Raw genomic sequence first — 16,576 nt, 5'->3', positions numbered from 1 at the left:
TGGACTGAGACAACCCATGTTCCGTACCGCCTTGCGCAACGTACTCGCGCACAAGGCCCGGCTCCTCATGACCGTGCTCGCCGTGATGCTCGGCGTCGCGTTCGTGTCGGGGACCCTGGTCTTCACCAACACCATCTCGAACGCCTTCCAGAACAGCTCGGCCAAGGGCTTCGACCAGGTCGACGTCGCCGTCACGGCCAAGTACCAGGACGACAAGGGCGACACGGTCGGCAAGACCCCCGAGCTGACCCAGGCCATGCTCGACACCAGCGCGAAGGTGCCGGGGGCCGCGTCCGCGACCGGTGTCGTCAACGGCTTCACCGCCATAGCCGACAAGCACGGCAAGCTCATCGGCGGCGGCTTCCAGTCCGAGGGCGGCAACTACTGGGGGGACAAGGACGCCCGTTACCCCCTCACCTCCGGTACCGCGCCGCACGGCAGCAGCGAGGTCGCGATCGACTCCGAGACCGCCAAGCGCGCCGGCTACAAGGTCGGCGACACCGTGCGCCTCTCGATCGACGGCCCGGTGCTCAGCCCGAAGATCACCGGCATCTTCACCACCGACGACGGCAACGTCGCCGCCGGCGGCAGCCTCGCCCTCTTCGACACGGCGACCGCGCAGAAGCTGTTCGGCAAGGCGGGGACGTACGACGAGATCGACGTGAAGGCCGCCGCCGGGACCAGCCAGGCGGCGCTCAAGACACAGCTCGACCAGGCTCTCCCCAAGGGGCAGACCGAGACCGCCACCGCCAAGAAGCTCGCCGACGACCAGGCCGAGACGATCGCCTCGTCGATGAGCGGTCTGAAGTCGGGACTGCTGGTCTTCGCGGGCATCGCGCTCTTCGTCGGCACCTTCATCATCGCCAACACCTTCACCATGCTGGTCGCCCAACGCACCAAGGAACTGGCCCTGTTGCGCGCGGTCGGCGCCTCGCGCCGGCAGGTCACACGGTCGGTGCTGCTGGAGGCGTTCGTGGTCGGTGCGATCGCCGCGGTGGCCGGTCTTGTCGCCGGTATCGGCATCGGCGCCGGGCTGCGCGCCCTGATGGGCACGATCGGCGCGACCGTCCCGGACGGCCCGCTGATCATCACCTCGGGCACGGTGCTCAGCGCCCTCGCGGTCGGCATCCTCATCACCATGCTCGCCGCCTGGCTGCCCGGCCGCCGGGCCGCGAAGATCCCGCCGGTCGCCGCGATGAGCAGCCTGTACGCGACGGCCACCACCAAGTCGCTGGTGCTGCGCAACACGCTCGGCGCGCTGTTCTCGGGCGCGGGCATCGCCGTCGTCATCGCGGCCACGACGATGAGCGGTTCGGACGGCCAGGCGCCCATGGGCCTGGGTGCCGTCCTGCTGATCATCGGTGTGTTCATCCTGACCCCGCTGCTGTCCCGCCCGCTGATCGCCGCGGCGGCGCCGGTCCTGCGGATCTTCGGGATCTCCGGCAAGCTGGCCCGCCAGAACTCGGTGCGCAACCCGCGCCGTACGGCCGCCACCGCCTCCGCGCTGATGATCGGCCTCACCCTCATCACCGGCATGACGGTGATGGCGGGCAGCCTCCAGCAGGCGATCGACAAGATGGCCTCGTCCGCGATCAGCGCCGACTACATCGTCTCGATGGCGAACGGCAACGAACTCTCCGCCGACGTCGACAAGACGCTCACCACCACGTCCGGCGTCACCGCCACCAGCCCGCTGCGCAACGCCCCGTCGCGCATCAACGGCGAGACCGAGTTCCTGACGGGGGTCAACGGCTCCGCCATCGGCAAGCTCACCGACCTCAAGGTGGACAGCGGCACCTTCAAGGTCACCGGCACGCAGGTCGTGGTGGACGACGACACGGCCAAGTCCCATGACTGGCAGGCCGGTTCGACCTTCACCACGCACTACGAGGACGGCAAGGCGCAGCAGCTCACCGTCTCCGCGGTCTACGAGGGCAACGCCCTGATCCGCGGCATCATGCTCGACAACGCGACGCTCTCCCCGCACCAGACCGACCCGGCCGACATGCAGATCCTGGTCAAGACGGCTGACGGTGCGTCGAGTTCGACGAAGGACAGGCTGGAGAAGGCCCTCGGCTCCAACCCGGCCGTCAAGGTCCAGGACAAGAAGGACCTCTCCGACAGCATCGCGCAGGTCTTCACGCTCATCCTGAACATGGTCTACGGCCTGCTGGCCATGGCGGTGATCGTCGCGGTCCTCGGGGTCATCAACACCCTTGCCATGTCGGTCTTCGAGCGCTCGCAGGAGATCGGGATGCTGCGCGCGATCGGCCTCGACCGCAAGGGCATCAAGCGGATGGTCCGCCTGGAGTCCCTGGTGATCTCGCTCTTCGGCGGGGTGCTCGGCATCGGTCTCGGTGTGTTCTTCGGCTGGGCGGCCGGTGAGCTGATCGGCTCGAAGATGGCGACCTACGAACTGGTCATCCCCTGGGCCCGGATGGCGCTCTTCCTCCTCCTGGCGGGCACGGTCGGCGTCCTGGCGGCGCTGTGGCCGGCCCGGCGCGCGGCGAAGCTGAACATGCTGTCGGCCATCAAGTCCGAGTAACCGTAGACGAGTTGACCAACAGGAAGGGGCCCCGTTCCGGATCGGAACGGGGCCCCTCGCTGTTCTCGCTGTTCTCCAAAAACGCGTTCAGTTCCAGGTGCGGGCGCGCAGCGGCACCCCGGAGTTCCCGGAGTCCGGGGTGCGGACGGCCAGGACCTGGTTGACGCCGATGCGGTTGCGCTCGAAGGCGAGCGCGGAGGCCGCCATGTACAGGCGCCACACGCGCGCCCGGCCGGCCCCGGCGAGCTTGGCCGCACGCGCCCAGTCGGCCTCAAGGTTGGCGACCCAGCGGCGCAGGGTGAGCGCGTAGTGCTCGCGGATCACCTCGACGTCGCGCACCTCAAGGCCGGCGCGCTCCAACTGGGTCACCGTGGTGCCGATCGGGGCGAGTTCGCCGTCGGGGAAGACATAGGAGTCGATGAACTCGTCGATGCTGTACGAGGATTCGTCGCGGTGCGGGCGGCGGGCGATCTGGTGGTTCAGGAGCCGCCCGCCGGGCTTGAGCAGCGAGTGGAGGACCCCCGCGTACTCCAAGTACCGCTCGGCGCCCACGTGTTCGGCCATACCGACGGAGGAGATGGCGTCGTAGGGCCCGTCGGCGACGTCCCGGTAGTCCTGCACCCGGATCTCCACCTTGTCGGTGAGCCCCTCCCCCGCGACGCGCTTACGGGCGTAGGCCGCCTGTTCCTGCGAGAGGGTCACGCCGACCACGCTCACGCCGTACTCGCGGGCCGCGTGGATCGCCATCGAACCCCAGCCGCAGCCGACGTCGAGCAGTCGCTGACCCGGCGTCAACTTCAGCTTGCGGCAGATGAGTTCGAGCTTGTCGCGCTGTGCGTCCTCCAGGGTGCCGTCCGGGGATTCCCAGTAGGCGCAGGAGTAGACCATGGACGGGCCGAGAACGATCTCGTAGAAGTCGTTGCCGACGTCGTAGTGGTGGCTGATGGCGCGCTTGTCGGTGCGTTTGGTGTGGAGGTGGGCGCGGCTGCGGCGGACCTCCTCCGGAGGCGGGGCGGGCGGCAGCGGGAGCCCGCCGAGTCTGACCAGTCCGCGCACGGCGGACCGTACCTCGGGGTCGCGCAGGGCCTGGGCGAGGGTGCGGGCGTCGTCGCCGCGCTCCCACACCAGCGAGGACATCGCGTCGAGGGCGGCGTACAGGTCGCCCTCGATGCCCAGGTCGCCGGAGACCCAGGCGCGTGCCATGCCCAGTTCGCCGGGCTTCCACAGGAGTCGGCGCAGGGCGCGGCGATTGCGCACGACCAGGGTCGGCGCATCGGGCGGTCCTGCCTCGGAACCGTCCCAGGCGCGGATGCGCACCTGGATGGGGGTTCCCAGTAGCTGTTCGAAGAGGGATTTGAGCCGCAGCGCGGCATCAGCCATGGCGCACACCTCCGTGACGCGGATCCCGGAATTGTCCATCACTACGTAAACACCAGCCAGGCCCGATCGCAGTCCTGCTTGAGCGTTACGAGTAGGCAAAATAGGTGTAGTCACCATGTACGGAGGCGTGCCGGGAGCGTCTGGAAGCCCGGGAACGCCGAAGGGGCCGCCCGCACCACGGATGGCGGGAGGCCCCTTCGGGCGTGCTTCAGAGGTGACCGGAGGTCAGGAGGCCTTGGCCTTCTCCTCGGTCTTCGCGGCGGCGGCCGGAGCCGGCGCCGGCTTGGCTGCCTCGTAGAACTCCTCGCGGGGGTTCTCCATGGCGCCGAGCGACACGACCTCGCGCTTGAGGAACATCGCGAGCGTCCAGTCGGCGAAGACGCGGATCTTGCGGTTCCAGGTCGGCATCGCCAGACCGTGGTAGCCGCGGTGCATGTACCAGGCGAGACGGCCCTTGACCTTGATCTTCACCTTGCCCATGACGATCATCGCGACGCCCTTGTGGAGGCCGAGACCCGCCACCGCACCCTTGTTGGCGTGCGAGTACTCCTTCTGCGGGAAGCCCCGCATACCGGAGATCACGTTGTCGCCGAGGACCTTCGCCTGGCGCAGCGCGTGCTGGGCGTTCGGCGGGCACCAGGCGTTCTCGACGCCGGCCTTGCGGGCGGCGAGGTCGGGCACCTGGGCGTTGTCGCCGGCGGCCCAGACGTAGTCGGTGCCGGTGACCTGGAGGGTCGGCTGGGCGTCGACGTGACCGCGCGGGCCGAGCGGGAGGCCGAAGCGGGAGAGAACGGGGTTCGGCTTGACGCCGGCCGTCCAGACGATCGTGTTGGAGTCGACCTCGAGGCCGTTCTTCAGCACCACGTGACCGTCGACGCAGGAGTCCATCGAGGTCGAGAGGTAGATCTCGATCCCGCGGCTCTCCAGGTGCTCCTTGCCGTAGAGGCCGAGCTTGGGGCCGACCTCCGGGAGGATCTTGTCGGCGGCGTCGACGAGGACGAAGCGCATGTCCTCGCGGGAGACGTTGTTGTAGTACTTGGCCGCGTCCCGGGCCATGTCCTCGACCTCACCGATGGTCTCCGCACCGGCGAAACCGCCGCCGATGAAGACGAAGGTGAGCGCCTTGCGGCGGATCTCCTCGTCGGTGGTGGAGTCGGCCTTGTCGAGCTGCTCGAGGACGTGGTTGCGCAGACCGATGGACTCCTCGATGCCCTTCATGCCGATGCCCTGCTCGGCGAGGCCGGGGATCGGGAAGGTGCGGGAGACCGCGCCCATCGCGATGACGAGGTAGTCGAAAGGCAGCTCGTACGCCTCACCCACGAGGGGGGCGATCGTGGCGACCTTGCGGTCCTGGTCGATGGTCGTGACCCGGCCGGTGAGGACCTCCGCCTTCGGCAGCACGCGTCGCAGCGGGACGACGACGTGCCGAGGGGAGATGCTGCCGGCGGCGGCTTCGGGGAGGAAGGGCTGGTAGGTCATGTACGACCGGGGGTCGACGACCGTGACGGTCGCCTCGCCGTAGCGCATCTTCTTGAGAATGCGCCGAGCTGCGTACAGGCCTACGTACCCACCGCCTACTACGAGGATCCTGGGACGCTCCGTGGTGCTCATGCCATCGAGTATCCACCTGCCCCTGGGGGGTCGCTCGTGCGCCCCTTCACAAGCTTCGGTGGGGGGTGTGTTATCCTCCGCGACTCGCATGATCCAAGTCACTCCGCGGGCGGGGAACCACGGGTCGGTTCGCCCCGTTGTCAAGGCCGCGTGAGCTGCCGCTCTACCCCGTCGGCCCCTCTGGACCACACCTCCGCGACACCCTCCCGAAACTCCCCCGAATCACTCCTGTACCGCCCCGCCGAGCACGCCCTCAGGCCCGCCGGGACCCCGGAAGGGCCAACCGGGGCAGTCTCGTCGCTCAACAGGACAGAATTCCTTGTGAAGAACTTCACGAACTTTCTTACGGACGCGTTCTGAAGGGGGTCCGAGAGCGCCCCTGCTTCCGCTCATACGTTATATGGGCTGCTCAGGAGTTTACTACCGGCCGGTAATAATTCGGGGTTCCGACCCCGTTCAGGACCTCCATGCTCGCCGAGGCCGGAGAGGAGGGCCTCGCGACCGGCCGCCGGCGCGACCGGCACCCCGATCCGCTCGCGCGCGACGCCGTCGATGTCGGCTACCCACTTCTGGTGGCGGACGTCCGATCACGGACTGCCGACCCGCGCCAGGACCCCTGGACGCCGGAAACGTCACCGCTCGGCGAGTACTACACCGACTCGCCGAGGTCCGGTGCGATCCAGCCCGGCGCGTCCAGGCGTACGGGCCGCGCGCCGACCAGTGCCGTCAAGTGCGCCTCAAGACCGGCGAGTGCGCCGGAACCGATCTGCCGCTCCCACCGGTCGCGCAGCTCGTCGAAGATCGCTTCGCCCTGGTGCAGCACTTCGAAGCCGAGTGCGGTGACCTGGAGGCGTTTGCGGCGCGCGTCGAGGGGGTCCGCGTCGCGTGTCACGTATCCGCGGTCCTGGAGTACCGCGATGGTCTTCGCCGCGGCCTGCTTGGAGACCGAGAGGCGACGGCCCAGTTCCGACGCGTTGTCCGCGCCGGAGGCGATGGCCCGCATGGCGAAGTCATGGACGGGGCGCACGTCCTCGTAGCCGCGACGGGCCAGTTCGGCGGTCGCGGAGTCCACCAGCGAGCGGAAGCCTCCGAGCAGGAGCAGTGCGAGATCAGCGCCGGATCGTGACATGGACGAAGCCTACGGCCACCCCCACGGCCGCCCCCCTGGACAACGACAACCTTGTTGTCTAACGTCATGGACAACAAGGTTGTCGAATTGAGAGTGGCCAGCCATGAACACGGACATCACGCACCACCACGCAGACGTCAACGGAACCCGGCTGCACTACGTGACGGCGGGAGCCGGCGGGTCCCCGGTCCTTCTCGTCCACGGGTTTCCCGAGACCTGGTGGACGTTCCACAAGCTCATCCCGATCCTCGCTCGGACACACCGCGTCTTCGCCGTCGACCTGCGCGGCTTCGGCGACTCCGGCAACGGGCCCGGCGAGTACGACAGCGAGACCTCGGCCGAGGACCTGCACCTCCTCATCGAGCGGCTCGGCGTCGGCCCGGTCCACCTCACCGGGCAGGACATCAGCGGGGCGACCGTCTTCCGCCTGGCGACCACCCACCCGCAGGACGTGCTCAGTCTCACCGCGATCGAGATGGGGCTGCCCGGGTTCGGCCTCGAAGCGCTGGCCGACGTCGCCCACGGCGGTGCCTGGCACATCGGCGTTCTCGCGGCGCCCGGCATTCCCGAACTGCTGCTGGCCGGGCGCGAGCGCGAGTTCCTGGGAGGGTTCGCGTTCCCGGCCATGAGCGCGACCCCGGGAGCGATCACCGACGCGGACATCGAGGAGTTCGCCCGCACCTACTCCCGCCCCGACGGCTGGCGCGGGGCGGCCGGCCTCTACCGGTCGATGCTGCGGGAGGGCCCCGAGATCAAGGCCCTCGCCGACACGCACGGCCTGACCGTGCCCGTGCTCGCGGTCGGCGCGGGCGGCGGCCCCTTCACGGCCGGCACCATGTCCCGGGCCGCGGCAACCGAAGTGAGCTCGGTGTCACTCGACGGCGTCGGCCACTACGCCGCGATGGAGGCGCCCGAGGAGTTGGCGAAGGCCCTTCTCGCCTTCGTCGGTGACGTCGACGCCGTCTGACACCCCACGGGCAAGGACACGGTCACAGCGGGTCTCAACAGGCGGAAACCCAGGGCAAGTCGGGAATGAAGCCGCGGCGGCCGCACGTTGACGACCCCCGACCGACTGTCCTGCCCCGGGAAGAAGGCACGCCGATGACGTCCTCGCCGACCACCATGCGCGCCGTCCGGCTCTCCGCCCCCGGCCCCGTGGAGAACCTGCGGCTGATCACGCTCCCGCTGCCGCCCGAGCGGGACGGCTGGGTGCGTATCCGCGTCGAGGCGTTCGGCCTCAACCGCTCGGAGTTGAAGCTGCGGCTGGGGGTGAGCGAGGGCGTCAGCTTTCCGCGGGTGCCGGGCATCGAGGCCACCGGCACAGTGGACGCGGCCCCGGTCGGCAGTGGACTGGCCCCCGGGCAGAAGGTCGTCGCGATGATGGGCGACATGGGGCGCACCTACGACGGTGGCTACGCCGAGTACACGTCGGTGCCGCTGTCCCAGGTGATCCCCGTCGATACGGACCTGCCCTGGGAGGTGCTGGGCGCCCTGCCTGAGATGGTGCAGACCGCCTACGGCTCGCTCACCGTCGGCCTGGACCTGAAGCCCGGCCAGACCGTGCTGATCCGCGGCGGCACGTCATCGGTGGGCCTGGCGGCAGCCGCGCTGGCGACCTGGCGCGGAGCGACGGTGCTGTCCACGACTCGCCGCCCCGATCGCCTGGCTTCGCTGAAGGAGCGCGGTGTAGACCATCCCCTGCTCGACACCGGTGAAGTGGCGCCTGCCGTACGGGAGTTGTACCCGGACGGTGTCGACGCCGCCCTCGACCTCGTCGGCACCCCGACCCTCCCCGACACCCTGCGCGCGGTACGCGTCCACGGCACGGCCTGCTTCAGCGGCAGCCTCTCCAACCAGTGGACGGTGCGGGACTTCTCCCCGAACGAGTACCTGCCGAGGGGAGTCCGCCTGGCGGGCTACTTCGGCGACGCGTCCGACCTGTCTCCGGCGGCCCTCCAGGAGATCCTCGACGCGGTCGCCGCCGGCCAACTCGCCTTCCCTGTCGACCGCGTGTACGACGGCCTGGAGCAAGTACCGCAGGCCCACGACGACATGGAGCACGACCGGGCCACCGGGAAGCTGGTGGTCCGCGTCCGGCACTAACACTGGATGACAAGCCGGACCCGGTCCAAGCGCCGGGCGGTGAGGTCCTCGGGGCGGATCAGCCAGTACGGGGTGCCCGTGTCGCCCCACGTCATCCCCGCGCCGCTGTCGCTGCCGAACTGGGCGAGCGGGACCCGGCGTTCGGCCTCCCGGTCCAGGAGCGGATCGCACCAGGGGTGGCCGGGGCCGAGTTCCGCGTCCGCGATCTCGTACTCCACCGGGCCCTGGACGGGGACGGCATGACCGCCGAGCCGATGGCCGACGCGGTTGCGCAGACGCCCGAAAACCCGGCGGAACGAACGGAGTTGGGCGGCAGCCCCGGGGTTCCGGCCTGGTCGGTGTCCGTGGCTCGGCGCAGGCGTATGCACGGGCGTAGGAGTGCCGTCCAGCGCCCGGCGAGGTCGGTGGGCAGGTGGTCGGCCGCGAGGCGTACGTACCAGTCGTCCGTCATGACGTCCGTGGTCCGGTCTGCCACTGGCATCCGGGCCGTGGGCCCTAGTTGCCGCCCTCGGCCTCTTCCGCCACCTTGAAGGCGATGCCGTCCAGGATGTCGTGCTCGCTCACCACGACCTCCGTCGCGCCGACGCGTTCCATGATCGAGAGCAGTACGAGGGCGCCCGCGCCGATGACGTCGACGCGGCCCGGGTGCATGGAGGGGATGGCGGCGCGTTCGGCGTGGGTGGAGTTGAGCAGGGAGGTCGTGATCTCGCGGACACGGTCGTAGGAGACGCGGGAGTGGTGGATGGCGTCCGTGTCGTACTCGGGGAGGTTCTGGGCGATCGCCGAGACCGTGGTGACCGAACCGGCCAGGCCGACCAGGGTGCGGGCCTCGCGGAGCGGGACCGTCTGTTCGGCGAGGTCCAGGGCCGCCTCGATGTCCGCGCGCATCGCCGTGATCTGGTCGGCGGTGGGCGGGTCCGTGACCGCGCCGTCGCGGACCAGGTGGCGCTCGGTCATGCGGACGCAGCCGATGTCCACGGAGCGGGCAGCGCGGACGGCGTCGTCGCCGACCACGAACTCCGTCGAGCCGCCGCCGATGTCCACCACCAGGTAGGGCTTGGCGAGGTCGGCTCGGCCGGTCAGTTCCTTTGTCGCGCCCGTGAAGGAGAGTTCCGCCTCCTCGTCGCCGGAGATGACCTCCGGTTCGACGCCGAGGATGTCCAGGACCCCGCGCACGAAGTCGTCGCGGTTCGAGGCGTCGCGGGAGGCCGACGTGGCCACGAAGCGGAGGCGTTCCGCGCCGAGTTCCTTGATGATCGTGGCGTAGTCGCGGCAGGCCGCGAACGTGCGCTCCAGCGCCTCGGGGGCCAGCCGGCCGGTGCGGTCGACGCCCTGGCCGAGCCGCACGATCGTCATCCGCCGGTCCAGGTCCAGGAGTTCACCGGTCTGCCCCGTGCCGTAGGCACTATTGGACACAGCCACGTCGGCGACGAGGAGGCGGATCGAGTTCGTACCGCAGTCGACGGCGGCGACACGGGTCACTGGTCGTCCTCCTTCGTCACCGTCACGCACGGGCCCTTGCTCCACCACTCCGGCAGCATCGCGATCGCCTCGTCGCCGAGCGGGTTGACGCCCGGGCCCGCGGCCAGGGAGTGGCCCACCAGGACGTGCAGGCACTTCACGCGGTCCGGCATGCCGCCCGCGCTCGGGAAGCCCTCCAGGACCTCGATGGCGTCGCGGCGCGCGATGTAGTCCTCGTGCGCGGCGCGGTACGCGGCGGCGAGCGCCGGGTCCGTCTGCAGTCGCTCCGTCATCTCCTTCATGACGCCGTTCGCCTCAAGGGTGCCGATCGCTGAAGCAGCTCTCGGGCACGTGAGGTAGTACGTCGTCGGGAAGGGGGTGCCGTCGGGGAGGCGGGGGGCCGTCTCCACCACGTCCGGCTGTCCGCACGGGCAACGGTGCGCGATCGCGCGCAGGCCGCGCGGCGGACGCCCGAGCTGCTGCTTGAAGGCCTCGACGTCCGCGTCGGTGGGCTCGGTGCGCGGAGTGGACGGCGGGGGCTTTTCCATGACTGTCTTCAGGACGTCTTTCTATGGGTCAGTTCTCACTGGTCGGAGGCGTCGGACTTGTCCACGCCGTCCCAGACGTTCGCGTACCACGGGCGGTCGGCCGCCCCCAGTTCGGCGCGCGACTGCTTGGCCGCGTCCGGGTCGATCACGATGTAGCCCGTCTCCCCGGGCATCACGTAGTGCAGCCGCTGCCGGATCTGCTGCTCCGCGTACGAGTCGTCCTGCCAGCGCGCCTTGAGGTCGCGGAGCTGCTCGACGCGCGCCCGCGCCTGCTCCTGCTGCCGTTGGAGATCGGAGATCTCGGCGCGCTGGGAGACGTACTGCCTTATCGGGTAGGCGAGCGCCACGATCAGCGAGCACAGCACCAGGGCTAGGAGGGCCGCCCGGCCGGTGAGCCGGGAGCGGCGGGCCTGCCGCTTGGTCTGGGAGCGGTAGACACGGGCCGCCGTCTGCTCGCCGAGCAGCTTGAGCCTGGTCGCGGTGGAGAACCGGTCCCGGTCCTTCACGGCCATGTCCCGCCTCCCGTTCACACGTGCGTACGTCCCCGCACACGGTACGGGACCGGGTGCGGGGACGTACGTACGACTGGCTAAGGATTGACCCTGGTGGGGTCAGCCGGGTCAGACCGGGTCAGACCTTGAAGCGGGGGAACGCGCTGCGGCCCGCGTACTCGGCGGCGTCGTCGAGGATCTCCTCGATGCGGAGCAGCTGGTTGTACTTGGCGACGCGGTCCGAGCGGGCCGGGGCGCCGGTCTTGATCTGGCCGCAGTTCACCGCGACGGCGAGGTCGGCGATGGTGGTGTCCTCGGTCTCGCCGGAGCGGTGGGACATCATGCACTTGAAGCCGTTGCGCTGGGCCATCTCGACGGCGTCCAGGGTCTCGGTCAGCGAGCCGATCTGGTTCACCTTGACGAGCAGGGCGTTGGCGGTGCCCTCCTCGATGCCGCGGGCGAGGCGCTCGGGGTTGGTGACGAAGAGGTCGTCGCCGACGATCTGGACCTTGTCGCCGATGCGGTCGGTGATGACCTTCCAGCCGGCCCAGTCGTCCTCGTACAGCGGGTCCTCGATGGAGACGAGCGGGTACGCGGCGACGAGCTCCTCGTAGTACTCGGTCATCTCGGCGGCCGAGCGGGACTTGCCCTCGAACTCGTACTTGCCGTCCTTGTAGAACTCGGACGCGGCGACGTCGAGCGCGAGCGCGATCTGCTCGCCGGGGATGTAACCGGCCTGCTTGATGGCCTCGATGATGAGGTCGAGGGCGGCGCGGTTGGACTCCAGGTTCGGGGCGAAGCCGCCCTCGTCACCGAGGCCGGTGGACAGGCCCTTGGTCTTCAGCACCTTCTTGAGGGTGTGGTAGACCTCGGCGCCCCAGCGCAGCGCCTCGGAGAAGGACTCCGCGCCGATCGGGGCGATCATGAACTCCTGGATGTCCACGTTGGAGTCGGCGTGCGAGCCGCCGTTCAGGATGTTCATCATCGGAACGGGCAGCAGGTGCGCGTTCGGACCACCGAGGTAGCGGAAGAGGGGGAGGTCGCTGGCCTCGGACGCGGCGTGCGCGACGGCGAGGGAGACGCCGAGGATGGCGTTGGCGCCGAGCGAGCCCTTGTTGTCGGTGGCGTCCAGGTCGAACATCGCCTGGTCGATCAGGCGCTGCTCGGTGGCGTCGTAGCCGACGAGCTCCGGGCCGATCTGCTCGATGACGGCGAGGACGGCCTTCTCGACACCCTTGCCGCCGTAGCGGTTGGGGTCACCGTCACGCAGCTCGACGGCTTCGAAGGCACCCGTGGAGGCGCCGGACGGAACGGCGGCACGACCCGTGCTGCCGTCGTCGAGGCCGACCTCGACCTCGACCGTGGGGTTGCCTCGGGAGTCCAGGATTTCCCGGGCTACGACGACGTCGATGGACGGCACGAGCATCTCCTTCTTGGGATCTGACGCGGCTACGGCAGTACCGCAGCGGCTCTGCGAGACGAGCCTAACCGGCTCCGGGCGATTGGCCATCCGGTCGGCCGTCTGTTGGACAGAACCGAGAGTAAATTGTTTCCGAACGGAACAAAGAGTCGTCGCAAGCAGCGGGCCAAGTAACGGACAGCAAGCCGGGCGACGGACATGAAAAAACCCCGCCCCGGTGCGTACGGGGGAACACGCACCGGAGCGGGGAGCCCGTGGGGGACGGGGGTGACCCTCACGAGGTCTCCATGATGGACACCGCGGATGTGAGGGCGCTGTGGTTCAGCTACGAGCCGAGTGTCAGCGGCGCGGCGTCAGAGGCGCGCTGTCACTTCAGGTGGAGCTGCTGGCCCGGGTAGATGAAGTCGGCGTCGTCGACGATGTCCTTGTTCAGCTTGAACAGCTGCTGCCAGCCGCCCTTCACCTTGTGCTTCTCGGCGATGGAGCTGAGGGTGTCGCCCTTGACGACCTTGTACTCGCCGTCACCCTTCTTGACCTTCTTGCCGGTCGGGGTGGAGACGGTCTTCTTGGCGGCCGGGCGCTCGGCGGAGCGGGAGGCCGTCGTGTCGGACGTGGAGCGGTCGGTGGTGCCGCTGCTGCTCGACGAGCTGTTGCCGCTGCTGTTCGAGCTGGAGCTGGAGGAGCTGCCACCGGAGTAGGCGGCGCCCGACAGGCCGGTGCCGCAGGTGGGCCAGGCGCCCTTGCCCTGGGCGGCGAGAACCTTCTCGGCGACGGAGATCTGCTGGGACTTGGAGGCCTGGTTCGCGGTGGAGGCGTAGGCGGTGCCGCCGTACGCGGCCCACGTCGAGGCGGAGAACTGCAGGCCGCCGTAGTAGCCGTTACCGGTGTTGATGGACCAGTTGCCGCCGGACTCGCAGCTGGCGACCGTGTCCCACTCGGACGCGGTGGCGGCGGAGGCGTTGCCGACCGCCATGAGCGGGGCGGCTATGGCGACACCGGTGACGCCGGCGAGCGTGGCGACGCGGGTGGCCTTGGACGGGCGGCGGTGCTTGCCCTTGCCGGAAAACAGCATGGAAGATCCCCTCACCGACGCCTGCGAGGTGAGCTGTCGGGTTCGGGCCGTGTGAGTTGCCCGGCCGCGTCTCGTACGTCTCGTACGAGGCGCGACTTCACCCCTAGCCGGTTCCGGTCGTCTCTCAACCCCCGGGCCCGGCGCTTACCTTGGGTCCCCCGCTCCTGCCTACGGCGCTTTACGCGACGACTGTTCCCGGAGGCCGCTGGCAGGACTCGGCGTTGCGGCAACCGGATGCTCGTGGTGACGAGCGGCCTTGACCGTAGACAGGGAAGCCGCGGGATTTCAAAGACGATCAGGGCTTCTGAGACTCATCCCACACTTTCACCAAACCGGACATTCAACTCGAAGCGTGACGCGAACTCCCGCTGTTCTCTTGCTACTTTTCGCCCGTTTCCGTACCGACGTCCAAGGTCTGACCGGCGGCGATCTGGGTCGGATCGGCGCCTATCACCTTTTTGTTCTCGGCGTAGAGCGCACGCCATCCGCCGTCGAAGCCAAGGGAGTCGGCGATGGACGCGAGGGAGTCGCCGGCGCGGACGGTGTAGGTCTGCGGCGACACACTTTCCTCGGCACTGGCCCCGCGATGCTTCCCGGCACTCTGCTGACCGCTCGCCTGCACGCCGGAATCATCGAGCGCACCGGTGTCGACGAGGCTCCATTTGCCCACCGCCTGGGCCGGGTTGTCCGATTCGTCAATTTTCGGGGAAGCGACGACCGAGTCGTTACCGGACGAAGGAGTGGCGGACTTGTCGGACTTGGCGGAGTTGTCCGACGCGGTGGGCGAGGGGCTGGTCGACGAGTCGCCGCCGGAGTTACCGGACGAATCGGATGAATTCGAGTCCGTGACGCCGGAGTCGGACAACCCGGAGGAAGCGGATGAGTCGGACGAGTCAGAAGAACCGGAGCCGGAGTCGGACGAGTCGGTCGGGGTGGACGACGGGGAGTCACTCGCGAGGCCGGTGTCGACGTTCGTCGAACCCGAGGTCGTGGTGAGGCCGGAGAGCAGCGCGCAGGTGGTCCAGGCGGAGGTGCCCTTGTCGTCGAGGACCTTCTCGGCGACGGCTATCTGCTGGGAGCGGCTGGCCAGATCGGCGCTCGGGGCGTAGGCGAGGCCGCCGTACTTGTCCCATTCGTCCTGGGACATCTGCAGGCCGCCGTAATACCCGTTGCCGCTGTTCTCGCTCCAGGAGCCGCCGCTCTCGCAGTTGGCCACCCTGTCCCAGGTGGTGCCGTCGGCGGCGTTCGCGGAGGCGGCGCCCAGGAGCGGGATGGCGATGGCGGAGCCGGTCACGCCGGCCGCGACGAGCAGAGCCGGAGCCTGACGGGGGCGACGGTGACGACCGTTCCCGGAGAGCATGCGGAGGCCTTTCGCGTGACAGCGGGGGGAGCGCGCGGCGGGCGGTGCGGGGGTGGTGCGGGTCGCCGCGCTGGTAGGTGAACGTATCCACAGTCGATCACTTGTCACAAGTTAATGCCACGGAGATCACGTGAAGATCACAGAGTTGAAGAACTGTCACTTTCGGGTTTACGGGACCGGATTGCCTGTTCGGAGGTGCTCCGGGGTGAACTCCACAGGGAGGGTTCGCAGTCCGCGCATGATGAGGCCGCCGCGCCAGCGCAAGTCGGCCGGATCCGCGGCGAGTTGCAGGTCGGGGAGGCGGGTGAGGAGGGTGGCGAGCGCGGTCTGGCCCTCCAGGCGGGCGAGCGGGGCGCCGAGGCAGTAGTGGATGCCGTGGCCGTAGCCGAGGTGTTGATTGTCACGGCGTCCGAGATCGAGGACGTCTGGATCGGCGAACCGCTCCGGATCGCGGTCCGCGGCGGCCAGCACGACCAGCACGGGGTCGCCGGCCGCGATGTCCTGCCCGCCGAGGGTGAGGGGGCGGGTGGCGAAGCGCCAGGTGGCGAGCTCCACCGGGCCGTCGTAGCGCAGGAGTTCTTCTACGCCGGTTTCGAGCAGGCCGTGCTCCCCGGCGGCCAGGGACTTCTCCAGGCGGGCGCGCTGGTCGGGGTGGGTGAGGAGGGCGTAGGTGCCGTTGCCGATGAGATTGACGGTCGTCTCGAACCCCGCGAAGAGCAGGATGAAGGCCATCGCCGCGGCCTCGTTCTCGGTGAGGTGCTCGCCGTGGTCGGAGGCGCGGATGAGGCCGGAGATGAGGTCCTCGCCGGGGAGGGGGTCCGGGCTGTCGGGGAGTGCCTCGCGCTTGCGGTGGATGAGTTCGGCGAGATAGCCGCGCATCTTCTTGACGGACCGTGCGACTCCGCCGCGCGGGCCGCCGCCGTGCCGGATCATCATGCCCGCCCAGTCCCGGAAGTCGTCCTGGTCCTCGCGGGGGACGCCGAGCAGGTCGCAGATGGCGTAGATGGGGAGCGGGAAGGCGAAGTCGTGGATGAGGTCGGCGGAGCCGTCCGCGGCGAACCGGTCGATCAGATCGTTCGTCAACTCCTGCACCCGGGGCGCGAATTCGGCCACCCGCCGGGGTGTGAACGCCTTGCTGACCAGGCGTCGGAGGCGGGTGTGGTCCGGCGGGTCGATGTTCAGCAGATGCGTCATCAACTCGGCCTTGCGCTCACCCGGGATACCGGTCTTGCCCCTGGCGTGCGCCGGTTCGTCATGATGCGCGGGGTTCTTGGAGAGCCGCGGATCCGCGAGTGCCTGCTTGGCATCCCCGTACCGGGTGACCAACCAGGCCTCCACTCCGCTGGGGAGACGCGTCTTGTGCACGGGGGCGTGCTCGCGGAGCCAGGCGTAGGTGGGGTAGGGGTTGGTGGCGAATTCGCAGGTGAAGAGTTCGGGGGCGGGGGGCCCGGGGTTC

Annotated in this window: 14 protein-coding genes and 1 riboswitch; of the genes, 3 read left to right on the top strand and 11 right to left on the bottom strand. The window is 69.2% G+C overall.

The annotated features are described in order from the left end of the window. The first annotated feature begins 16 nt into the window (after positions 1-16). A complete protein-coding gene (locus ACFWP5_RS21515) occupies positions 17-2,545 on the top strand; it encodes an ABC transporter permease (RefSeq protein WP_384158698.1) in 2,529 nt (842 codons plus the stop codon). An 87-nt stretch (positions 2,546-2,632) separates the two neighbouring features. Here the strand turns inward: ACFWP5_RS21515 and ACFWP5_RS21510 are convergent, their stop codons facing one another. The 3 genes from ACFWP5_RS21510 to ACFWP5_RS21500 all read right to left on the bottom strand — a co-directional run bounded on the left by ACFWP5_RS21510 (position 2,633) and on the right by ACFWP5_RS21500 (position 6,665). After that, a complete protein-coding gene (locus tag ACFWP5_RS21510; protein ID WP_384158695.1) occupies positions 2,633-3,925 on the bottom strand; it encodes a class I SAM-dependent methyltransferase in 1,293 nt (430 codons plus the stop codon). 225 nt (positions 3,926-4,150) lie between these two features. Further along, a complete protein-coding gene (locus ACFWP5_RS21505) occupies positions 4,151-5,536 on the bottom strand; it encodes an NAD(P)/FAD-dependent oxidoreductase (RefSeq protein ID WP_384158692.1) in 1,386 nt (461 codons plus the stop codon). 649 nt (positions 5,537-6,185) lie between these two features. Next, on the bottom strand, positions 6,186-6,665 hold the full coding sequence (locus tag ACFWP5_RS21500; protein WP_384158689.1) for a MarR family winged helix-turn-helix transcriptional regulator: 480 nt from the start codon (positions 6,663-6,665) through the stop codon (positions 6,186-6,188). A 103-nt stretch (positions 6,666-6,768) separates the two neighbouring features. Here ACFWP5_RS21500 and ACFWP5_RS21495 point away from each other — a divergent pair, with 103 nt between their 5' ends. Further along, positions 6,769-7,632 (top strand): alpha/beta fold hydrolase, encoded by an 864-nt coding sequence (locus ACFWP5_RS21495; RefSeq protein ID WP_384158686.1) that lies wholly within the window; start codon positions 6,769-6,771, stop codon positions 7,630-7,632. Between the two features lie 134 nt (positions 7,633-7,766). After that, complete coding sequence (locus tag ACFWP5_RS21490) at positions 7,767-8,768, top strand: zinc-binding dehydrogenase (protein WP_384158683.1); 1,002 nt, start codon at positions 7,767-7,769, stop codon at positions 8,766-8,768. Here the strand turns inward: ACFWP5_RS21490 and ACFWP5_RS21485 are convergent. From ACFWP5_RS21485 to ACFWP5_RS21450, 8 genes are all read right to left on the bottom strand, one after another. After that, complete coding sequence (locus ACFWP5_RS21485) at positions 8,765-9,136, bottom strand: DUF1963 domain-containing protein (RefSeq protein ID WP_384158681.1); 372 nt, start codon at positions 9,134-9,136, stop codon at positions 8,765-8,767. The two genes, ACFWP5_RS21490 and ACFWP5_RS21485, sit on opposite strands and share 4 nt — an antisense overlap. 127 nt (positions 9,137-9,263) lie before the next feature. Continuing rightward, entirely contained in the window at positions 9,264-10,250 is a 987-nt protein-coding gene (locus ACFWP5_RS21480; RefSeq protein WP_384158678.1) for an exopolyphosphatase, read from the bottom strand. Further along, the gene (locus ACFWP5_RS21475; protein WP_384158675.1) at positions 10,247-10,777 is read right to left on the bottom strand and encodes a DUF501 domain-containing protein; all 531 of its coding nucleotides are present in this window, start codon (positions 10,775-10,777) and stop codon (positions 10,247-10,249) included. Before ACFWP5_RS21475 ends, ACFWP5_RS21480 begins: the two co-directional genes overlap by 4 nt. 35 nt (positions 10,778-10,812) lie before the next feature. Next, on the bottom strand, positions 10,813-11,289 hold the full coding sequence (locus tag ACFWP5_RS21470) for a septum formation initiator family protein (RefSeq protein ID WP_384158673.1): 477 nt from the start codon (positions 11,287-11,289) through the stop codon (positions 10,813-10,815). A 118-nt stretch (positions 11,290-11,407) separates the two neighbouring features. Beyond that, the gene (gene eno, locus ACFWP5_RS21465) at positions 11,408-12,694 is read right to left on the bottom strand and encodes a phosphopyruvate hydratase (RefSeq protein WP_384158670.1); all 1,287 of its coding nucleotides are present in this window, start codon (positions 12,692-12,694) and stop codon (positions 11,408-11,410) included. A 361-nt stretch (positions 12,695-13,055) separates the two neighbouring features. After that, positions 13,056-13,760, bottom strand: coding sequence for a transglycosylase family protein (locus ACFWP5_RS21460; RefSeq protein WP_384158667.1), 705 nt, complete (start codon positions 13,758-13,760; stop codon positions 13,056-13,058). A gap of 3 nt (positions 13,761-13,763) precedes the next feature. Beyond that, a riboswitch (cyclic di-AMP (ydaO/yuaA leader) is annotated at positions 13,764-13,946 on the bottom strand. A gap of 193 nt (positions 13,947-14,139) precedes the next feature. Then, positions 14,140-15,120: a transglycosylase family protein gene (locus ACFWP5_RS21455; RefSeq protein WP_384158664.1), complete on the bottom strand. Its 981-nt coding sequence runs from the start codon at positions 15,118-15,120 to the stop codon at positions 14,140-14,142. Between the two features lie 168 nt (positions 15,121-15,288). Continuing rightward, positions 15,289-16,576 (bottom strand): cytochrome P450 (locus ACFWP5_RS21450; protein WP_384158661.1); only part of this gene is annotated, 1,288 nt, incomplete at its 5' end.

It is taken from the genome of Streptomyces sp. NPDC058469 (genome assembly GCF_042721125.1).
Classification (GTDB): Bacteria; Actinomycetota; Actinomycetes; order Streptomycetales; family Streptomycetaceae; genus Streptomyces.
Note: the sequence above shows the minus strand (reverse complement) of the source record. Positions and strands in the feature narration are given on the sequence as shown.